At 70.2% G+C, this 19,898-nt stretch carries 19 protein-coding genes and 1 pseudogene; 11 read left to right on the top strand and 9 right to left on the bottom strand.

Annotated elements, in window-relative coordinates; all coding sequences use genetic code 11:
* Positions 1–5: 5 nt before the first annotated feature.
* The 6 genes from NEH16_RS17140 to NEH16_RS17115 all read left to right on the top strand — a co-directional run bounded on the left by NEH16_RS17140 (position 6) and on the right by NEH16_RS17115 (position 6,263).
* Complete coding sequence (locus tag NEH16_RS17140) at positions 6–614, top strand: carbonic anhydrase (RefSeq protein ID WP_265543393.1); 609 nt, start codon at positions 6–8, stop codon at positions 612–614.
* A 177-nt stretch (positions 615–791) separates the two neighbouring features.
* Positions 792–2,795, top strand: a complete 2,004-nt coding sequence (acs, locus tag NEH16_RS17135) for an acetate--CoA ligase (protein WP_265543391.1) — start codon at positions 792–794, stop codon at positions 2,793–2,795.
* Positions 2,796–3,036: 241 nt separating this feature from the next.
* A complete protein-coding gene (gene nhaA, locus NEH16_RS17130; protein WP_265543389.1) occupies positions 3,037–4,443 on the top strand; it encodes a Na+/H+ antiporter NhaA in 1,407 nt (468 codons plus the stop codon).
* A gap of 39 nt (positions 4,444–4,482) precedes the next feature.
* Positions 4,483–5,013, top strand: a complete 531-nt coding sequence (locus tag NEH16_RS17125) for a phage holin family protein (protein WP_265543387.1) — start codon at positions 4,483–4,485, stop codon at positions 5,011–5,013.
* Positions 5,010–5,954, top strand: a complete 945-nt coding sequence (locus NEH16_RS17120) for an alpha/beta fold hydrolase (RefSeq protein ID WP_265543385.1) — start codon at positions 5,010–5,012, stop codon at positions 5,952–5,954. Before NEH16_RS17125 ends, NEH16_RS17120 begins: the two co-directional genes overlap by 4 nt.
* A 105-nt stretch (positions 5,955–6,059) precedes the next feature.
* Entirely contained in the window at positions 6,060–6,263 is a 204-nt protein-coding gene (locus NEH16_RS17115; protein ID WP_073966437.1) for a hypothetical protein, read from the top strand.
* Positions 6,264–6,299: 36 nt separating this feature from the next.
* Here the strand turns inward: NEH16_RS17115 and NEH16_RS17110 are convergent, their stop codons facing one another.
* From NEH16_RS17110 to nth, 3 genes are all read right to left on the bottom strand, one after another.
* A complete protein-coding gene (locus tag NEH16_RS17110; RefSeq protein WP_073966438.1) occupies positions 6,300–7,505 on the bottom strand; it encodes a MarP family serine protease in 1,206 nt (401 codons plus the stop codon).
* A gap of 88 nt (positions 7,506–7,593) precedes the next feature.
* The gene (locus NEH16_RS17105) at positions 7,594–8,307 is read right to left on the bottom strand and encodes an NUDIX hydrolase (RefSeq protein WP_073966439.1); all 714 of its coding nucleotides are present in this window, start codon (positions 8,305–8,307) and stop codon (positions 7,594–7,596) included.
* 62 nt (positions 8,308–8,369) lie between these two features.
* Positions 8,370–9,299: an endonuclease III gene (gene nth / locus NEH16_RS17100; RefSeq protein WP_265543382.1), complete on the bottom strand. Its 930-nt coding sequence runs from the start codon at positions 9,297–9,299 to the stop codon at positions 8,370–8,372.
* Between the two features lie 252 nt (positions 9,300–9,551).
* Between nth and NEH16_RS17095 the strand changes: the two genes are divergently transcribed.
* Positions 9,552–10,226, top strand: coding sequence for a Crp/Fnr family transcriptional regulator (locus NEH16_RS17095; RefSeq protein WP_014046869.1), 675 nt, complete (start codon positions 9,552–9,554; stop codon positions 10,224–10,226).
* A gap of 52 nt (positions 10,227–10,278) precedes the next feature.
* On the opposite strand, the gene NEH16_RS17090 is transcribed toward NEH16_RS17095, so the two are convergent.
* The 4 genes from NEH16_RS17090 to NEH16_RS17075 all read right to left on the bottom strand — a co-directional run bounded on the left by NEH16_RS17090 (position 10,279) and on the right by NEH16_RS17075 (position 12,788).
* Positions 10,279–11,109 (bottom strand): MBL fold metallo-hydrolase, encoded by an 831-nt coding sequence (locus NEH16_RS17090; RefSeq protein WP_265543375.1) that lies wholly within the window; start codon positions 11,107–11,109, stop codon positions 10,279–10,281.
* The gene (locus tag NEH16_RS17085; protein WP_265543374.1) at positions 11,106–12,035 is read right to left on the bottom strand and encodes an NUDIX hydrolase; all 930 of its coding nucleotides are present in this window, start codon (positions 12,033–12,035) and stop codon (positions 11,106–11,108) included. The genes NEH16_RS17090 and NEH16_RS17085 overlap by 4 nt, the downstream gene beginning before the upstream one ends.
* Positions 12,036–12,159: 124 nt before the next feature.
* Entirely contained in the window at positions 12,160–12,630 is a 471-nt protein-coding gene (locus NEH16_RS17080; protein ID WP_265543372.1) for a RidA family protein, read from the bottom strand.
* A complete protein-coding gene (locus NEH16_RS17075) occupies positions 12,630–12,788 on the bottom strand; it encodes a DUF4177 domain-containing protein (RefSeq protein WP_003991873.1) in 159 nt (52 codons plus the stop codon). Before NEH16_RS17075 ends, NEH16_RS17080 begins: the two co-directional genes overlap by 1 nt.
* An 82-nt stretch (positions 12,789–12,870) precedes the next feature.
* Here NEH16_RS17075 and NEH16_RS17070 point away from each other — a divergent pair, with 82 nt between their 5' ends.
* Positions 12,871–13,860: an ArsA family ATPase gene (locus NEH16_RS17070; protein ID WP_308286010.1), complete on the top strand. Its 990-nt coding sequence runs from the start codon at positions 12,871–12,873 to the stop codon at positions 13,858–13,860.
* Entirely contained in the window at positions 13,857–15,173 is a 1,317-nt protein-coding gene (locus NEH16_RS17065) for an ArsA family ATPase (RefSeq protein WP_265543368.1), read from the top strand. The genes NEH16_RS17070 and NEH16_RS17065 overlap by 4 nt, the downstream gene beginning before the upstream one ends.
* 36 nt (positions 15,174–15,209) lie before the next feature.
* On the opposite strand, the gene NEH16_RS17060 is transcribed toward NEH16_RS17065, so the two are convergent.
* Positions 15,210–15,563, bottom strand: a complete 354-nt coding sequence (locus tag NEH16_RS17060) for a WhiB family transcriptional regulator (RefSeq protein ID WP_199879120.1) — start codon at positions 15,561–15,563, stop codon at positions 15,210–15,212.
* Between the two features lie 519 nt (positions 15,564–16,082).
* On the opposite strand from NEH16_RS17060, the gene NEH16_RS17055 reads away from it, so the two are divergent.
* Positions 16,083–18,326, top strand: a complete 2,244-nt coding sequence (locus NEH16_RS17055; RefSeq protein ID WP_265543366.1) for a transglycosylase domain-containing protein — start codon at positions 16,083–16,085, stop codon at positions 18,324–18,326.
* 86 nt (positions 18,327–18,412) lie between these two features.
* Here the strand turns inward: NEH16_RS17055 and NEH16_RS17050 are convergent, their stop codons facing one another.
* The gene (locus NEH16_RS17050; RefSeq protein WP_265543364.1) at positions 18,413–18,877 is read right to left on the bottom strand and encodes a GatB/YqeY domain-containing protein; all 465 of its coding nucleotides are present in this window, start codon (positions 18,875–18,877) and stop codon (positions 18,413–18,415) included.
* A 79-nt stretch (positions 18,878–18,956) separates the two neighbouring features.
* Here NEH16_RS17050 and NEH16_RS17045 point away from each other — a divergent pair.
* A pseudogene (locus NEH16_RS17045) lies at positions 18,957–19,897 on the top strand (metallophosphoesterase).
* The last annotated feature ends 1 nt before the right edge of the window (position 19,898 follow it).

Here is a 19,898-nt window from a genome sequence, read left to right as displayed (position 1 = left end):
CGAGCATGATCACGGCCAGCGGCCCGGGCGACCTGTTCACCGTGCGGAACATCGGCAACCTGGTGCCACCTCCTGACGCGGAGGAGGGCGACCACTCGGTGGGGGCCGCGATCGAGTACGCGGTGGACGTGCTCGGCGTCGAGTCCATCACCGTCTGCGGCCACTCGGACTGCGGCGCGATGAACGCGCTGCTGGGAGCCGCCCCGCAAGCCCCGGACACATCGCTGTGGCGCTGGCTCCGACACGGTCTCCCCAGCCTGGCCCGGACGACCTCGGCCGGCGACACCCCGGTCCGGCTCTCCGGGCGGCTGCCCGCCGACGCTGTGGAGCAGCTCTGCCTGACCAACGTCGTCCAGCAGCTCGACCACCTGAGGGCCCACCCATCGGTGGCCCGCCGGATCGCCGACGGCGCCCTTCAGCTCCACGGCATGTACTTCCATGTGGCCGAGGCCCAGTCGTACCTGCTGGACGAGAGCGCGAGTGCCGAGAGCGGCACGCCCGAGGTGTTCGACCCGATCGCACCGTCGTACCCGGTCACACCCTCGCACCCGATCCCACCGGCACACCCGATCCCACCGGCGCACCCGGCGGAGCCGGCCCGCACCGGCGCCTGAACCTCAGGCCCCTCGGATCCGTAGGACCAAGTGATCCCGCTTCCGTGCCGGAAGCGCCCGCAGCGGCGGTGCGCTCCACCGTGCCGCGACCGCGTGGAGGCGGGATCATGCCTCTATACACGAGACACAGGTCTAAACCAATTCCCGGCAGACACTTGTCACCTGGCCTTGGGACTGATGAGCTATGCCCGGGACACAACGGACACCCTGGGACTGGGAGAAGTCGTGAGCAACGAGAGCCTGGCCAACCTGCTTCGGGAAGAGCGGAAGTTCGCTCCGCCTGCCGAGCTGGCCGCCAACGCCAACGTCACCGCAGAGGCGTACGAGCAGGCCGAAGCGGACCGGCTGGGCTTCTGGGCCGAGCAGGCCCGCCGCCTGACCTGGGCCACCGAGCCCACCGAGACCCTCGACTGGAGCAACCCGCCCTTCGCAAAGTGGTTCGCGGACGGCGAGCTCAACGTCGCGTACAACTGCGTGGACCGTCACGTCGAGGCGGGCAACGGCGACCGGGTCGCCATCCACTTCGAGGGCGAGCCCGGCGACAGCCGCGCCATCACCTACGCGGAGCTGAAGGACGAGGTCTCCCGCGCCGCCAACGCCCTCACCGAGCTCGGTGTCGGCAAGGGCGACCGGGTCGCCGTCTACCTCCCGATGATCCCCGAGGCCGCCTTCGCGATGCTGGCCTGCGCCCGCATCGGCGCCGCGCACTCGGTGGTCTTCGGCGGCTTCTCCGCCGACGCCATCGCCGCCCGCATCCAGGACGCGGACGCGAAGGTCGTCATCACCGCAGACGGCGGATACCGCCGCGGCAAGCCCTCCGCGCTCAAGCCCGCGGTCGACGACGCCGTCTCCCGTATCGACAGCGTGGAGCACGTCCTGGTAGTCCGCCGTACGGGCCAGGACACCGCGTGGACCGAGGGCCGCGACGTCTGGTGGCACGAGATCACGGGCCGCCAGTCCGCCGAGCACACGCCCGAGGCGTTCGAGGCGGAGCAGCCGCTCTTCATCCTGTACACGTCGGGCACCACCGGGAAGCCCAAGGGCATCCTGCACACCTCCGGCGGCTACCTCACCCAGGCGGCGTACACCCACCACGCGGTCTTCGACCTCAAGCCGGAGACCGACGTCTACTGGTGCACCGCCGACATCGGCTGGGTGACCGGGCACTCCTACATCGTCTACGGGCCGCTGGCCAACGGCGCCACGCAGGTGATGTACGAGGGCACCCCCGACACCCCGCACCAGGGGCGCTTCTGGGAGATCGTCCAGAAGTACGGGGTCACGATCCTGTACACCGCGCCGACCGCGATCCGTACGTTCATGAAGTGGGGGGACGACATCCCCGCCAAGTTCGACCTGTCGTCCCTGCGCGTCCTCGGTTCGGTCGGGGAGCCGATCAACCCCGAGGCGTGGGTCTGGTACCGCAAGCACATCGGCGCCGACAAGTGCCCGATCGTGGACACCTGGTGGCAGACCGAGACCGGCACGATGATGATCTCGCCGCTGCCCGGCGTCACCGAGACGAAGCCGGGAAGCGCCCAGCGCGCCCTGCCTGGCATCTCCGCGACCGTCGTGGACGACGAGGCCAACGAGGTGCCGAACGGCGGAGGCGGCTACCTGGTCCTCACCGAGCCGTGGCCGTCGATGCTCCGCACCATCTGGCGCGACGACCAGCGGTTCCTCGACACCTACTGGTCGCGCTTCGAGGGCAAGTACTTCGCCGGCGACGGCGCCAAGAAGGACGAGGACGGCGACATCTGGCTGCTCGGCCGGGTGGACGACGTGATGCTGGTGTCCGGGCACAACATCTCGACCACCGAGGTCGAGTCGGCGCTCGTCTCGCACCCTTCGGTCGCCGAGGCCGCCGTGGTCGGCGCCGCCGACGAGACCACCGGCCAGGCCATCGTCGCCTTCGTCATCCTGCGGGGTACGGCGACCGCCTCCGACGAGCTGGTGGCGGAGCTGCGCAACCATGTGGGGGCGACCCTCGGCCCGATCGCGAAGCCGAAGCGCATCATGCCGGTGGCCGAGCTGCCGAAGACCCGTTCCGGCAAGATCATGCGCCGCCTGCTGCGTGACGTGGCGGAGAACAGGGCCCTGGGCGACGTCACGACCCTGACCGACTCCTCGGTCATGGACCTGATCCAGAGCCAGCTGCCGTCCGCCTCCTCCGAGGACTGACACCGAAGCGAGGACTGACACCGAAGCACGGTCCGAAGGGCACCCGGCAACGCGCCGGGTGCCCTTCGGACCTCTACGGTGAGATCACCGCTCCCGAGCATCCTCGCCGCCACACCCCGCGGGTACAGTGGCAGCTGATCGACAACAAGATAGGAAAATCTTCACAGGGGTGCCGGGAAGTCTGGTCGGCAAGTGCATCAGCCATGCCATCGCTGCCGTACCGACCCGGAGGTCTCCCCCCGTGGCCACACCCACCCCCGCGCCCACCGGCCCGCGCCGCACCTTCCTGGGCCGGCTGCCGCTCCCCGAGCGCAACTACGTCGCCGACGCCCTGCGTACGGAGACCGTCGGGGGCGTCATCCTGCTGGTCGCCGCCGTGGCCGCGCTGGTGTGGGCGAACACCGCGGGTGCGAGCTATTCGGCGGTCAGCGACTTCCACTTCGGGCCCGAGACCCTCGGTCTGCACCTCTCCGTGGAGCACTGGGCCGCCGACGGGCTGCTCGCGATCTTCTTCTTCGTGGCGGGCGTCGAACTCAAACGTGAACTCGTCGCAGGCGAACTGCGCGATCCGAGGGCCGCGGCGCTCCCCGTGGCCGCCGCGCTCTGCGGCATGGTGGCCCCGGCGGTCGTCTACACCCTGGTGAACGTCCTCGGCAACGGCTCGAAGGATGGCTGGGCGGTCCCCACCGCCACCGACATCGCCTTCGCACTCGCCGTTCTCGCCGTCATCGGCACCTCGCTGCCCGCCGCGCTCCGGGCCTTCCTGCTGACGCTCGCCGTGGTGGACGACCTCTTCGCGATCCTCGTCATCGCCGTCTTCTTCACCGAGAACATCGACTTCCTCGCGCTCGGCGGCGCCTTCCTCGGCCTGGGCCTCTTCTATCTGCTGCTCCGCCTGGGCGTACGCGGCTGGTACATCTACGTACCGCTCGCCGTGGTCATCTGGGGGCTGATGTACAACAGCGGCGTCCACGCCACCATCGCCGGTGTCGCCATGGGCCTGATGCTGCGCTGCACGCGCCGCGAGGGCGAGGAGCACTCCCCCGGTGAGCGCATCGAGCACCTGGTGCACCCGCTGTCGGCGGGCTTCGCCGTGCCGGTCTTCGCGCTCTTCTCCGCAGGGGTCTCCCTATCCGGGGGCGCACTGGGCGCCGTGTTCGACCAGCCGGAAACCCTCGGGGTCGTCCTGGGCCTCGTCGCCGGCAAGACGATCGGCGTGTTCGGCGGTACGTGGCTGACCACCCGGCTCACCAGGGCCGAGCTGAACAAGGACCTGGCCTGGGCGGACGTCTTCGCGATCGCCACCCTCGCCGGCATCGGCTTCACCGTGTCGCTGCTGATCGGGGAGCTCGCGTTCGCCGGTGACGACGACATGATCAACGGGATCAAGGCGTCGGTTCTGCTCGGCTCCCTCATTGCCGCCGTACTCTCCGGTGTACTGCTCAAACTGCGGGTACGCAGATACAGGGCACTGTCCGACGCCGAGGAACTCGACGAGGACGGCTCCGGGGTGCCGGACATCTACGAACAGGACGATCCGGCGTACCACCTGAGGATGGCCGCCATCTACGAGGAGAAGGCGGCCGAGCACCGCCGCCTTGCCCGACTGGCGGGGGCAGCGAGCAACAGGCCGGACAGTCCGGCATGATCTGACATCGGACGTGTTGAACAGGAGAGGGAGTCAGGGATGAGCGACCCCGGCAATTACGCGGGCAGCGCCGACCGCAGTCTCGGCCAGCTGGTCGCGTCGGCGACGGCCGAACTGTCGGCACTGGTGCACGACGAGATCGCCCTGGCCAAGGCCGAGGTGCGGCAGGACGTCAAGCGCGGCGTCATCGGCAGCGTGGCGTTCATCGTCACGGGCGTGCTGATCCTGTTCGCGATCCCGGTGCTGAGCTTCGCGGCCGCGTACGGCATCCACAACCTGGGGCTGGGCCTCGCCTGGTCGTTCCTGATCGTGGGCGGCGCGTTCATCCTGCTGGGCGCTCTCCTCGCGCTCTTCGGATACGCGAAGATCAAGAAGGTCAAGCCGCCGGAGAAGTCCATCGCCTCCGCCAAGCAGACCGCCGCCGTCCTTCAGGGCGTCAAGCCGCACCCGCGCCCCGAGACCGCCGCCGACGCGATCCTCCCGGTGGGCGGCAGCACCCGCTCCGACCGCGCCATCGAGAGCGCACCGGTCCAGGACAAGGCGTCGGCTGTGGCACGCTCGTCCACATGACCGTTCCCGCACCGTCCGCCCCGGCCGGCGGCCCCGTCCGCCTCGACGGCCCCTGGACCCACCGGGACGTCGCGGCGAACGGTGCCCGCTTCCACATCGCCGAAATGGGTGAAGGGCCGCTCGTCCTCCTCCTGCACGGCTTCCCGCAGTTCTGGTGGACCTGGCGCCACCAGCTGCCCGCACTCGCCGAGGCCGGCTTCCGGGCCGTGGCATTGGACCTGCGCGGCGTCGGCGGCAGCGACCGTACGCCCCGGGGCTACGACCCCGCCAACCTGGCGCTCGACATCACGGGCGTGGTCAGGTCCCTCGGCGAGCCGGACGCCGCCCTCGTCGGCCACGACATGGGCGGTTACCTGGCCTGGACCGCGGCCGTGATGCGCCCGAAGCTGGTGCGCCGACTGGTCGTCTCCTCGATGCCCCACCCCCGGCGGTGGCGCTCCTCGATGCTCTCCGACTTCGCGCAGTCCCGGGCCGGCTCGTACATCTGGGGGTTCCAGCGGCCGTGGGTGCCGGAGCGTCAGCTCGTCGCCGACGACGGCGCCTTGGTGGGCCGGCTGATCAGCGACTGGTCGGGGCCGGGCAAGGCCGAGTTCCCCGACGAGGCGGCGCTCGGCGTGTACCGGCGGGCCATGACGATCCCCTCGACGGCGCACTGCTCGATCGAGCCGTACCGCTGGATGGTGCGCTCGCTGGCACGCCCGGACGGCATCCAGTTCAACCGGCGCATGAAGCGGCCCGTTCGGGTGCCGACACTGCACCTTCACGGTTCACTCGATCCGGCGGTCCGCACCCGCAGCTCGGCCGGATCCGGCGAGTACGTCGAGGCGCCCTACCGTTGGCGACTTTTCGACGGTCTGGGCCACTTCCCCCATGAGGAGGATCCGGCGGGGTTCTCGGCCGAACTCATCAACTGGCTCAAGGATTCCGAGCCGGATCGCTAGCCGTTCTGGCACACATGTCCTACGGACGGCCCGTGCCCGGCGCATAAGCCAATTGGCTGACGGATAGGCGGTTACGGACCATGAGGCACGGGCAGACGTCCGGGTATGGGCTGGACGCACGACTTCGGTGACGCAGCACGCAACCGTCGCTCGACCGCCACGGCGGTTCCGGGCATTCATGAGGGGGACGGCCTTCAGGGCCGGGTGCACGCTTTGCACGTCATGCATGATCCTCGGCTCGGCATCTCACGCATCCTCCGCCGCAGGGCCCGCTGGGTCTCGGCGCGGCTGCGCCATCCCCGTAACTGACGCACCGACGGTCCCGCACGGGCCGCCCGGAAGCCCTCAGAGCGCGCACCCCTGGCTGTCGACCTGCTGGTTGGCGGTACGGCCCCGCGTGATGTCGTCGCGGATCTCGTCCGCCGTCAGCGCGTAGCCCGTGTCCGGGTCGTCGAGCGACTTCGCGAACACGACTCCGTACACCTTGCCCTCGGGGGTCAGCAGCGGGCCGCCGGAGTTGCCCTGGCGGACCGTGGTGTAGAGCGAGTACACGTCACGGCGGACCGTGCCCCGGTGGTAGATGTCGGGGCCGTTGGCGTCGATGCGGGCCCGCACGCGCGCCGAGCGTACGTCGTACGAGCCGTTCTCGGGGAAGCCCGCGACGATGGCGCTGTCGCCCGTCTCCGCGTCGCTGTCGGGACCGGTGAACTTCAGGGGCGTCACGTCGAGGTCCGGGACGTCGAGTACGGCGATGTCGCGCTGCCAGTCGTAGAGGACGACCTTCGCGTCGTACAGGCGTCCCTGGCCGCCGATCTGGACGGTCGGTTCGTCGACGCCGCCGACGACGTGCGCGTTGGTCATCACCCGGCGGTCGGAGAACACGAACCCGGTGCCTTCGAGGACCTTGCCGCAGCTCGGGGCCGTACCGACGACCTTCACGATGGACTTCTTGGCGCGTGCGGCGACGGGGCTGCCGACCAGCGCCGGGTCGGGGGCCCTGACCTCGGTGATGGGTTCGTTGGCGAACGGGCTGAAGACCTGCGGGAAGCCGTTCTGCGCGAGGACCGAGGAGAAGTCCGTGAACCAGGTGGACGCCTGGGGCGGCATCACCCGGGAGACGCCCAGCAGGACCGAGGAGCTGCGGACCTCCTTGCCCAGCGTCGGCAGCGAGGTGCCCGCCAGGGCGGAACCGATGAGCCAGGCGACGAGCAGCATCGCCACCACGTTGACCAGGGCGCCGCCGGTCGCGTCCAGGGCGCGCGCGGGCGACCATGTGATGTGCCGGCGGAGTTTGTTCCCGAGATGAGTGGTGAACGCCTGGCCGATCGACGCGCACACGATCACGATGACGACCGCGACGACGGCCGCGGTGGAGGACACCTCCGAACCGTCCGTCATCTGGTCCCACAGGACCGGCAGCAGGTAGACGGCGACGAGACCGCCGCCCAGGAACCCGATCACCGACAGAATGCCGACGACGAACCCCTGGCGGTAGCCGATGACCGCGAACCACACGGCTCCGGCCAGCAGCAGGATGTCCAGCACGTTCACCGTCTATAGCCTCGCAGATTCGTCACCGGGCCCGTACGTCTCCGTGGTCCGGGCGGTCCCGGATCGGCGGAGCACGGAAGTCAGCCTGTCATGCGCGCCAGTCGAGCGGCACCTGCCTGGCTCTGTCCCAGGGGCGTTCCCAGCCCGCGAAGTGCAGAATCCGGTCGATCACGCCGGCCGTGAACCCCCAGACGAGTGCCGATTCGACCAGGAATGCCGGGCCCCGGTGGCCGCTGGGGTGGACGGCCGTCGCCCGATTGGCCGGGTCCGTGAGATCCGCCACGGGGACCGTGAAGACCCGCGCCGTCTCGCCCGGATCGACCACACCGATCGGGCTGGGCGTCCGCCACCAGCCGAGGACCGGGGTCACCACGAAGCTGCTCACGGGGATGTAGAGACGGGGCAGCACACCGAAGATCTGCACCCCGCGCGGATCGAGACCGGTCTCCTCCTCGGCCTCGCGCAGAGCGGCCCTGAGCGGCCCGGTCGTCGCCTGGTCGCCGTCCTCCGGGTCGAGCGAACCGCCGGGGAAGGACGGCTGGCCGGGATGGGAGCGCAGGCTTCCGGCGCGCTCCATCAGCAGCAGCTCGGGGCCGCGCGCACCCTCGCCGAACAGGACGAGCACGGCCGACTGGCGCCCCGCCCCGTTCTCCGGCGGCAGGAAGCGGCTGAGCTGCTGCGGTCGCACCGTGCGCGCGGCACGGGCGACGGGGTCGAGCCAGTCGGGCAGGCCCTCCTCCGAAACCATGACCGCGGGGCCGTCCGCCCCACCGCGCTCCGTGCCGGTCTCATGCGTCTTCATAGGCACCCCTCCGTCTCACAACGCCCGTCGTCCCGCGATTCGTTCCGCAGCGGCGGTACGCGTCAGTCGGCGCCCAGGGGAGGTGCCGGGCTTCCCGGGTAGTCCGGCGGCGGACTCAGCCGCTGGCCGGGCTTGCCGCCCATCTCGTACTTCAGGAGCTTGCGGGCCTTCTCCGGGTCCGTCTCGCCCTCACCGTACGACGGGCAGAGCGGGGCGATCGGGCAGGCGCCGCAGGCGGGCTTACGGGCATGGCAGACGCGGCGGCCGTGAAAAATGACGCGGTGCGAGAGCATGGTCCACTCGCTCTTGGGGAAGATCGCCGCGACCTCCGCCTCGACCTTCTCCGGGTCCTCCTGCTCGGTCCACTTCCACCGCCGGACCAACCGGCCGAAATGGGTGTCCACGGTAATTCCAGGCACTCCGAAGGCATTGCCCAAGACAACGTTGGCCGTCTTGCGACCGACTCCCGGCAGCTTGACGAGATCCGCGAGCCTCCCCGGCACCTCGCCGCCGAAGTCGTCGCGGAGCGCGGCGGACAGGCCCAGCAGCGACTTCGCCTTGGCCCGGAAGAAGCCGGTGGGACGGATGAGCTCTTCCAGCTCCTCCGGAACGGCTGCCGCCATGTCCTCGGGGGTGGGATAGGCGGCGAAGAGCGCGGGCGTGGTCTGGTTGACCCTCAGGTCGGTGGTCTGGGCGGACAGGACCGTGGCGACGAGCAGTTCGAACGGATTGCGGAAGTCCAGCTCCGGATGGGCGTACGGGTAGACCTCGGCGAGCTCGCGGTTGATCCGGCGGGCGCGGCGGACCATGGCCAGATGCGATTCCGGCCGCCCCGGCTTCTTCTTCGGCGCGGCGGCTCCGGACGCCCCGGCATCCGCGGGCTTCGCCCGCCTGGCCGAGCCGGCCCCGGCGGACCGGCTCTTCGCCGTCCCGGTGGCGCTATCCGCCGTTTTCTTCAGGTTCTTCCCTTTGCTCGCACCCTGTTCGCCCACAGCGGAATCACGGCCCTCCGACACCCCATCAGCCCCCTTGGCCTGCGCTCTCACCGGTAATCCGGACACTCGGCCAGCCTAGAGCCCGGCACTGACATCCGCCCCGGTCACGAGTGATCCGCCCCAATCGGCCCCCTGCCGTACCCCTCGGCACGCGCGTGCGTCAAACTGGTTTGTGATTGATCGCACTGTTTTACCGTCCGGCATGATGGGGACCACGGTTCCCTGAACAGGCCGACAAGGAGAGAACTCGTGGACGACGTTCTGCGGCGCGCCCCGCTTTTCGCGGCGCTCGATGACGAGCAGGCCGCGGAGCTCCGCGCCTCGATGAGTGAGGTGACCCTCGCGCGCGGTGACGCGCTGTTCCACGAGGGTGACCCGGGTGACCGCCTCTACGTGGTCACCGAGGGCAAGGTGAAGCTCCACCGCACCTCCCCCGACGGTCGCGAGAACATGCTGGCGGTCCTCGGCCCCGGCGAGCTGATCGGTGAGCTGTCGCTCTTCGACCCGGGCCCCCGCACCGCCACCGCCACCGCACTGACCGAGGTCAAGCTCCTCGGCCTCGGCCACGGCGACCTCCAGCCCTGGCTCAACGCGCGCCCCGAGGTGGCCACCGCCCTCCTGCGCGCCGTCGCCCGGCGCCTGCGCAAGACCAACGACCAGATGTCCGACCTGGTCTTCTCCGATGTGCCCGGCCGTGTGGCCCGCGCCCTCCTGGACCTGTCGCGCCGCTTCGGCGTCCAGTCCGAGGAAGGCATCCATGTGGTGCACGACCTGACGCAGGAGGAGCTGGCCCAGCTGGTCGGCGCCTCACGCGAGACGGTCAACAAGGCCCTCGCCGACTTCGCCGGCCGCGGCTGGCTGCGCCTCGAAGCACGCGCGGTGATCCTGCTCGACGTGGAGCGGCTGGCCAAGCGGTCGCGCTGACCCGTCGTCGTGAGGGCCCCGCCGGTGTCGGCGGGGCCCTCACGCACGCATGTCAGATCAGCCCGTGCTCGGCCAGGTAGTCCAGCTGCGCCCGTACCGACAGCTCCGCGGCCGGCCACAGCGAACGGTCCACATCCGCGTAGACGTGGGCCACCACCTCGGACGAGGTCCGGTAGCCCGACTCCACCGCGGTCTCCACCTGGGCCAGCCGGTGCGCGCGGTGGGCGAGATAGAACTCGACCGCCCCCTGCGCGTCGTCCAGCACGGGTCCGTGCCCGGGCAGCACCGTGTGGACCCCGTCGTCCACCGTCAGCGAGCGCAGCCGCCGCAGCGAGTCCAGATAGTCCCCAAGCCGCCCGTCCGGGTGCGCCACCAGCGTCGTCCCGCGCCCGAGGATCGTGTCCCCGGTCAGCACCGCCTGATCGGCCGGCAGGTGGAACGACAGCGAGTCCGCCGTGTGGCCCGGCGTCGGCACCACGTACATCTCGAGGCCACCGGTCGTGATCACGTCGCCCGTGCCCAGGCCCTCGTCGCCGAGCCGCAGCTCCGGGTCGAGCGCGCGCACCTTGGTCCGGGTCAGCTCCGCGAACCGCGCCGCGCCCTCCGCGTGGTCGGGGTGGCCGTGGGTGAGGAGCGTCAGCGCGACCCGGCGGCCCGCCCGCTCGGCGGTGTCGATGACGGCCCGCAGATGGACGTCGTCCAGCGGGCCGGGGTCGATGACCACCGCCAGGTCGGAGTCGGGCTCGGCGACGATCCATGTGTTGGTCCCGTCCAGCGTCATCGCCGAGGGGTTGGGCGCCAGGACGTTGACCGTCCGGGCCGTGGCGGGACCGGACAGCACCGCGCCGCGCGGCTGTCCGGGCAGCGCCGCCGCGTCACTCATGCCGCACCGCCTTCCGTGTCGCCCTTTTTCGCCCCGCCGTGCGTTTCGTCCGCACCGACGGTGGAAACGCGCTTGGTGAATTCCTCATGCCCCGGCCAGCTCAGCACCAGCTCGTCACCGTCCATAAGGGCCCGCGCGAGTACGGGGGTGAGGTCCTGGCCCGACGCCGCATCAAGCGCCTGCGCGGCGGTGGCGTACGGCCGCAGTGTCCGCAGCGTCGCCACGGTCGGCGGCATCATCAGCAGCTCGCCCCGGTCGTATCCGTCGGCCGCTTCGCCCGGGGTGATCCACACCGTGCGGTCGGCCTCCGTCGAGGCGTTCCGGGTGCGCTGGCCCTCGGGGAGCGCGGCGACGAAGAACCAGGTGTCGTAGCGGCGCGGCTCGAACTCCGGCGTGATCCAGCGCGCCCACGCGCCGAGCAGGTCCGAGCGCAGGACCAGCCCGCGCCGCTCCAGAAACTCGGCGAACGACAGCTCTCTCGCCACCAGCGCCGCGCGGTCGGCCTCCCAGTCGTCGCCGGTGGTGTCGGTGACGACGGTCTCCGGCGTCGGACCGGCCAGCAGGACCCCGGCCTCCTCGTACGTCTCGCGGACCGCCGCGCAGACAATGGCCTGCGCCTCCGCCGGTGCGCCGACGCCCAGCCGGTGCGCCCAGGTCTCCAGCGCGGGCCCGGCCCAGCGGACGAGCCGGTCGTCGTCGCGCGGGTCGACGCCGCCACCCGGATAGGCGTACGCCCCTCCGGCGAAGGCCATCGAGGTGCGCCGGCGCAGCATGTGGACGGCGGGTGCGCCCCCGGCGCCGGTGGCGTCGTCCCGGAGCAGCATCACGGTGGCGGCCCGCCGGGGCTCGGCGGCCGTCAGCTCGCCTGCGGCGAGGGCCCTGATCCGGCCGGGCCATTCCGGGGGGTACCACTGACCATTGGACATGGCCGGAGGCTATCCGGAACCGCGTCGATGTTCGAGAGGTCCCCGGATCCGTACATGGCGCGTACACACAAGATCCCGCCCGGTCCTCACGGCCGGACGGGATCAGAGGCGGAGACGGTACGGATCAGGCCCCGGTCAGCTCGACCTGGATCTCGACCTCGACCGGCGCGTCCAGCGGCAGCACGGCGACGCCCACGGCGCTGCGTGCGTGCACACCCTTGTCCCCGAGGACCTCGCCCAGCAGCTCGCTCGCACCGTTGATCACACTGGGCTGGCCGGTGAAGTCGGTGGCCGAGGCGACGAAGCCGACGACCTTCACGACCCGCGCGATCCGGTCCAGGTCGCCCGCGACCGACTTCACGGCGGCGAGGGCGTTCAGCGCGCAGGTCTTCGCGAGTTCCTTGGCCTCGTCGGGCGTGACCTCGGCGCCGACCTTGCCGGTCACGGCCAGCTTGCCGTCGACCATGGGCAGCTGACCGGAGGTGTACACGTACACCCCGGACTGCACGGCCGGCTGGTACGAGGCCAGCGGCGGCACGACGGCCGGCAGCGGCAGACCGAGCTCGGCGAGCTTCGCCTCGACGGTGCCCGCCACTACTGCTTCTCCCGCTTCAGGTACGCCACGAGCTGCTCGGGGTTGTTCGGGCCGGGAACGACCTGGACCAGCTCCCAGCCGTCCTCGCCCCAGGTGTCCAGAATCTGCTTGGTCGCGTGCACGAGAAGGGGCACGGTCGCGTATTCCCACTTGGTCATGGCCCGACTGTAATGCCTGCGCAATCCGGGGCACGCGCAGCCTCGTGCGTAGCCTGCGGTGCGACTGGTTAGGCTCGAATACGTGAGCAGGTTCCAGGTCGTCAGCGGCAAGGGCGGTACCGGTAAGACCACGGTCGCCGCCGCCCTCGCGCTCGCCCTCGCGGCCGAGGGCAGGCGCACCCTCCTCGTGGAGGTCGAGGGCAGACAGGGCATCGCCCAGCTCTTCGAGGCGGATTCCCTCCCCTACGAGGAGCGCAGGATCGCCGTCGCCCCGGGCGGCGGCGAGGTCTACGCGCTCGCGATCGACGCGGAGCTGGCGCTCCTCGACTACCTCCAGATGTTCTACAAGCTCGGCAGCGCGGGCCGGGCGCTCAAGAAGCTCGGAGCGATCGACTTCGCCACCACCATCGCGCCCGGGGTGCGGGACGTCCTGCTGACGGGCAAGGCGTGCGAGGCGGTCCGCCGCAAGGACCGGCAGAACCGGTTCGTCTACGACTACGTGATCATGGACGCCCCGCCGACCGGCCGCATCACCCGCTTCCTCAACGTGAACGACGAGGTGGCCGGGCTCGCCCGGATCGGCCCGATACACAATCAGGCGCAGGCCGTGATGCGGGTGCTGAAGTCCCCGGAGACCGCGGTGCACCTGGTGACGCTGCTGGAGGAGATGCCGATCCAGGAGACCGCGGACGGCATCGCGGAACTGCGCGCCGCCGAGCTGCCGGTGGGCCGGGTCATCGTGAACATGGTGCGCCCGCAGCTGCTGGACGGGGACGCGCTGCGCGCCGCGGTGGGCGGACGGCGCAAGGAGATCGCCAAGACGCTGACGCGGGCGGGCGTGACCGGCGCGGCGGGGCTCGTACGCCCGCTGGTCGAGCAGGCCGCCGAGCACACCCAGCGGGTCGCGCTGGAGCGTGAGCAGCGCACCGTGCTGGCCGGGCTCGGTCTGCCGGGGTACGAGCTGCCGCTGATCGGCGAGGGGGTGGACCGGGCCGGGCTCGACCACCTGGCGGCCGCGCTCCGGGAACAGGGTGCGGGGCAAGCGGGAGCCGGACGAGGGGCGGGTTCATGACAGCGCGCACGAAGGCGGGGGCGGACGGCGGTGCACGCGCGGAAGCCGTACGGGTTCTGGACACCGACGCCCTGATCGACGATCCGGGCATCCGGATCATCGTCTGCTGCGGTTCCGGGGGCGTCGGCAAGACGACCACCGCCGCGGCGCTCGGGGTGCGGGCGGCGGAGCGCGGGCGCAAGGTCGTCGTCCTGACCATCGACCCGGCCCGCCGGCTCGCCCAGTCCATGGGCATCGACTCGCTGGACAACGTCCCGCGCCGGGTGAAGGGCATCGATGGCTCCGGGGAGCTGCACGCCATGATGCTCGACATGAAGCGGACCTTCGACGAGATCGTCGAGGCGCACGCGGACGGCGAACGGGCCCGCGCGATCCTGGAGAACCCCTTCTACCAGTCCCTGTCCGCCGGCTTCGCGGGCACGCAGGAGTACATGGCGATGGAGAAGCTGGGGCAGCTCCGGGCGCGGGACGAGTGGGACCTGATCGTCGTGGACACGCCGCCGTCGCGTTCCGCGCTGGACTTCCTGGACGCCCCGAAGCGTTTGGGGTCGTTCCTGGACGGGAAGTTCATCAAGCTGCTGATGGCGCCCGCGAAGATGGGCGGCCGCGCGGGGATGAAGTTCCTCAACGTGGGCATGTCGATGATGACCGGGACGCTGGGCAAGCTGCTGGGCGGTCAGTTCCTGCGTGACGTGCAGACGTTCGTCGCCGCGATGGACACCATGTTCGGCGGCTTCCGTACCCGCGCGGATGCCACGTACAAACTCCTCCAGGCACCCGGTACGGCCTTTCTCGTCGTCGCTACTCCGGAGCGGGACGCCCTGCGCGAGGCGGCGTACTTCGTGGAGCGCCTGGCCGCGGAGGACATGCCGCTCGCGGGGCTGGTGCTCAACCGGGTCCACGGCAGCGGAGCGGCGCGGCTCTCCGCCGAGCAGGCGCTGGCCGGCGCGGAGAAACTTGAAGCAGAAAATCTTGAAACCGACGGCATTGTGGATCAGGCAGCCGGGAAAGCTGGACTTCGTGAGCCCGCCGACTCCCCCACGGACGGGCACGCACTCCCGGAATCCGATCCCAGTCCCGGCACGGCAGCCGTCACAACCGAAGAACTGACCGCGGGCCTGCTCCGTCTGCATGCCGAGCGGATGCAGGTGGTCGCGCGCGAACAGGACACACGCGACCGCTTCACCGCGCTGCACCCCGAGGTGGCCGTGACCGCCGTGGCCGCGCTGCCCGGAGACGTCCATGACCTCTCGGGCCTGCGCGCCATCGGGGACCGCCTCGCGACCGGTTCCGCACCGGACGGCGGCGCCTAGCCCCTCGTAAGCCGTACAACGTACGGACCGCCGGGGCTAGCCGACGGCGGCGAACGTCTCGTGCAGCTCTTCGCTGTCCTCCAGCCCGATCGCGACGGGCAGGATGCCCGAGGCGCGCTCGTACTCGCTGCGGGCCGTTTCCAGCAGCCGGCGCCAGGACGTCACGGTCGGCCGTCTGCGCAGCAGCGCGCGGCGCTCCCGCTCGGTCATCCCACCCCACACGCCGAATTCGACGCGGTTGTCCAGCGCGTCGGCCAGGCATTCGGTCCGCACCGGGCATCCGGTGCACACCGCCTTGGCCCTGTTCTGCGCTGCCCCTTGTACGAACAGTTCATCCGGATCAGTAGTGCGGCAGGCTGCCTGCGCACTCCAGTCGGTTACCCAGCCCATCCCGGCGCCGTCCTCTCCCGAATCGAGGCTCCCCCACGGCGGCAGCGGCATATTCACCGCTGCCAGTTGAGGACGTTACGGAAGGTGGCGACAGCACAACACCCCCTTCGGGCCCAATCTTGAATGGCCCGAACGGACTATGCGTATACGGCAGATCACCCAGGGGAGTGAGGTGAGGACATGCGGGACTATCCCGCCAGAATCGGGACAGTCTGCCAGAACCACATCGGACGTTCGGTGACACACGGGGCGAATTCGGGAGCGCCGGGTGTGTGGCCGGATCGTGCACGGGGGTTGATACGGAACCGGACTGCTGTGACAGTTGAGAGCAGCTTAGGCCAAGGCATATCCGTGTGTCCGGCGAATGGCAACGTAGCCCCCTCGCGTCACCATGCCACCAGGTCCAGCGGCCGCGGCGCGGCACCCACGCCGGTTCCGAATGTCACGGTCCGGTACGCGAACGCTCCGAGAGGCCCCCGGTCCCACGGATCACTCATATCTACGGATTAGGCTGCCCCCATGCCAAAGAAGCGCTCGGGCGGGGGTCTCACCACGACCCAGCAGGCCGCCAAGTTCCTCGGTGTCGCCGCACTCTCCGGAGTCGTCCTGGCGGGCATCGCGCTGCCGGCGGCCGGAGCACTGGGCCTCGCGGCCAAGGGGACGGTCGACGGGTTCGACGAGATCCCGGCCAACCTGAAGACCCCGCCGCTGAGCCAGCGCAGCAAGATCCTCGACAGCAAGGGCGGCCTGATCGCCACGGTCTACTCGCGCGACCGCACGGTGGTGCCGCTCACCAGCATCTCCCCGTACATGCAGAACGCGATCATCGCGATCGAGGACGCCCGCTTCTACGAGCACGGCGCGGTCGACCTCAAGGGCATCCTGCGCGCGCTGAACCGCAACGTGCAGGCGGGCGGTACGGCGGAGGGCGCGTCGACCCTCACCCAGCAGTACGTGAAGAACGTCTTCGTGGAGGAGGCCGGCGACGACCCGGCCAAGGTCGCCGAGGCCACCCAGCAGACGCTGGGCCGCAAGGTCCAGGAGCTGAAGTACGCGATCCAGGTCGAGGAAGAGCTCGGCAAGCGGAAGATCCTGGAGAACTACCTCAACATCACCTTCTTCGGGCAGCAGGCATACGGCGTCGAGGCGGCTTCCCAGCGCTACTTCTCCAAGTCGGCGAAGGACCTGAAGCTGGAGGAGGCGGCGCTGCTGGCCGGGATCGTGCAGTCGCCCAGCCGCTACGACCCCATCAACGACACGGAGGAAGCGACCAAGCGCCGCAACACCGTGCTCCAGCGGATGGCGGACATCGGCAAGGTCTCGCAGGAAGAGGCGGACAAGGCCAAGAAGACGCCGATCAAGCTGAAGGTCAAGCGACCGCAGAACGGCTGCATCACCGCCGTGAGCGGCGCCGGGTTCTTCTGCGACTACGTCTCGAAGATCGTCAAGAGCGACCCGGCCTTCGGCAAGACCGCCAAGGACCGCGCCAAGCTCTGGGCGACCGGCGGTCTGACCATCAAGACGACCCTGGACCCGAGGTCGCAGGCCGCGTCCAACGAGGCCGCCGTCTCGCGGGTCAACAAGGACGACAAGGTCGCGGACGCGGTCGTCCAGGTCCAGCCGGGCACCGGGCGGATCCTGGCGATGGCCCAGTCGCGCCCGTACGGTCTCGACCCTTCCCAGCACCAGACCATGCTGAACCTCTCCGTCGACCACGCGATGGGCGGCAGCTACGCCGGCTTCCAGGTCGGGTCGACGTTCAAGCCGATCACCGCGGCGGCGGCGCTGGAGAAGGGCATCAGCCCGGCGCAGAGCTTCACCACGGACCACAAGATCACGCTGCCCGGTGAGAGCTTCCACACCTGCGAGAACCAGCCTGCGGACACCCGGCCGTGGGAGGTGTCGAACGAGCTGGAGACCGAGAAGGGCATGTTCGACATGACCAGCGCCCTGGGCAAGTCGATCAACACCTACTTCGCGAAGCTCGAGCAGAAGGCCGGCCTCTGCGAGACGCTGTCGATGGCCGAGAAGGTCGGCTACATCCGCGGCAACAACAAGCCGCTGCAGCAGGTGGCTTCCACCACACTGGGCGGTCAGGAATCGACCCCGCTGGCGATGGCCTCGGTCTACGCGACCTTCGCCAACCGCGGTACGTACTGCTCGCCGGTCGCGATCCTCGGGGTCACCAAGCCCGACGGCAAACCCATCGACGTACCGAAGTCGAAGTGCGACCGTGCGATGAGCGAACACACGGCCGACACCATCAACCAGATGCTCAAGGGCGTCGTCGCGGACGGCACCGGCCAGCAGGCCGGTCTGAGCGACCGGGACAACGCGGGCAAGACGGGTACCACCGACGAGCGCATCAACGCCTGGTTCGTCGGCTACACACCGAACCTGTCCACGGCGGTGTGGGTCGGCAGCGACGGCGCCAAGCAGGTCCCGATGAGCAACATCACCATCGGTGGCCAGTACTACGACGACGTATGCGGTGGCTGCCTCCCCGGTCCGATCTGGAAGACGGCGATGACCGGATCCCTCAGCCCGTCCGAGACCCCTTCCTTCAACCCGGTCGACGTACCGCGGGCGAAGGAGAAGGAGGACAAGGACAAGAACAAGGGCGGGGACAAGAAGAAGCCGGGCGACAACAAGCCCGGCGGCGACAACAACCCGTTCCCCGGCATCAGCATCCCGCCGGACGTCCTCGGCGGGAACAACGGCCACGGCCGCGGACAGAACGACGGCGGTACGAACGGCCCCTGACCGGCCGTTACGCATACGAGGGCGGGGCGCTCCGGATCATCCGGGGCGCCCCGCCCTCGTACGTACGCGGCCGGTTCGGCCTTCGCTCAGCCCGCGAGGAGCTTCTTCACCGTGGCGGCCACCCGGCCGCCCTCGGCGCGCCCCGCGACCTTCGGGTTGACGATCTTCATGACGGCGCCCATCGCGCGCGGTCCCTCGGCCCCGGCGGCCTTCGCCTCGTCGACGGCGGAGGCCACGATCGCGGTCAGCTCCTCGTCGCTCAGCTGCTGCGGAAGGTACGCCTCGAGGATCGCGCCCTCCTTCTTCTCCCGCTCGGCCTGCTCGGTCCGGCCGCCCTTGGCGAAGGCATCGGCGGCCTCACGGCGCTTCTTCGCCTCCTTGGCGATCACCTTCTGCACCTCGTCGTCGGAGAGTTCGCGGGCGGTCTTGCCGCCGACCTCTTCCTTCGTGATCGCGGTGAGGGTCAGCCGGAGCGTGGACGAGGTCAGCTCGTCACGCGCCTTCATGGCCGTGGTGAGGTCTTCCTTGAGCTTGGACTTGAGCGTGGTCATGAGGTGATTGTGGCAGGTGCGGGGCGCTCGGCGCCCGCCTGTTTTCCTGCGGGCGCACGGAGTCTGCGACGATGGGCGCATGCGCGCACGCTACGGAGTACCCCTGAAAATCACGGCGGTCACCGCCGCGGCCGGCGCCGCCGGTCTCGCCTACGCGGCAGGCTTCGAGGTCCGCTCGTTCCGCCTGCGCAGGGTCACGGTCCCGGTGCTTCCGAGCGGGGCGCGCCCGTTGCGCGTCCTCCAGGTCTCGGACGTGCACATGGTCAGCGGACAGCGCAAGAAGCGGGCCTGGCTCCAGTCCCTGGCGGGTTTGCGCCCCGACTTCGTGGTGAACACGGGCGACAACCTCTCGGACCCCGAGGCCGTGCCGGAGCTGCTGGACGCGCTCGGCCCGCTGATGGAGTTCCCGGGCGTGTATGTGTTCGGCTCCAACGACTACTACGGCCCCAAGCTGCGCAACCCGGTCCGCTATCTCTTCGAGAAGGCGTCGGGCAAGCACGGCCTCAACGGCAACGCCCCGGCGACCGGAGTCGTCCACAACCCGTGGGAGCCGATGCGGGACGCCTTCGACGAGGCGGGCTGGCTCGACCTCTCCAACACCCGCGGGCGCCTCAAGCTGGACGGCCTGGAGCTGGCCTTCACCGGCCTGGACGACCCGCACATCAAGCGCGACCGCTACGCCGAGGTGGCCGGCGGCCCCGAGACGGGTGCCGACCTGTCGATCGGCGTGGTCCACGCCCCGTACCTGCGCTCGCTGGACGCGTTCACGACGGACGGTTACCCCCTGATCCTCGCCGGTCACACCCACGGCGGCCAGGTCTGCATCCCGTTCTACGGCGCTCTGGTCACCAACTGCGACCTGGACACGGACCGCGTGAAGGGCCTCTCCACCCACTACTCCGGCGGCAACCGCGCCTACCTCCACGTCTCCGCGGGCTGCGGTACGAGCCGCTACGCCCCGGTCCGCGTGGCCTGCCCCCGGAGGCGACCCTGCTCACCCTGACGCCCCGGGACGCCTGAC

Origin of the sequence: Streptomyces drozdowiczii, assembly GCF_026167665.1 — a bacterium.
GTDB classification, from domain to species: domain Bacteria; phylum Actinomycetota; class Actinomycetes; order Streptomycetales; family Streptomycetaceae; genus Streptomyces; species Streptomyces drozdowiczii_A.
The sequence above is the reverse complement of the archived record's forward strand: the minus strand, read 5'-3'. Positions and strand labels throughout refer to the sequence as shown.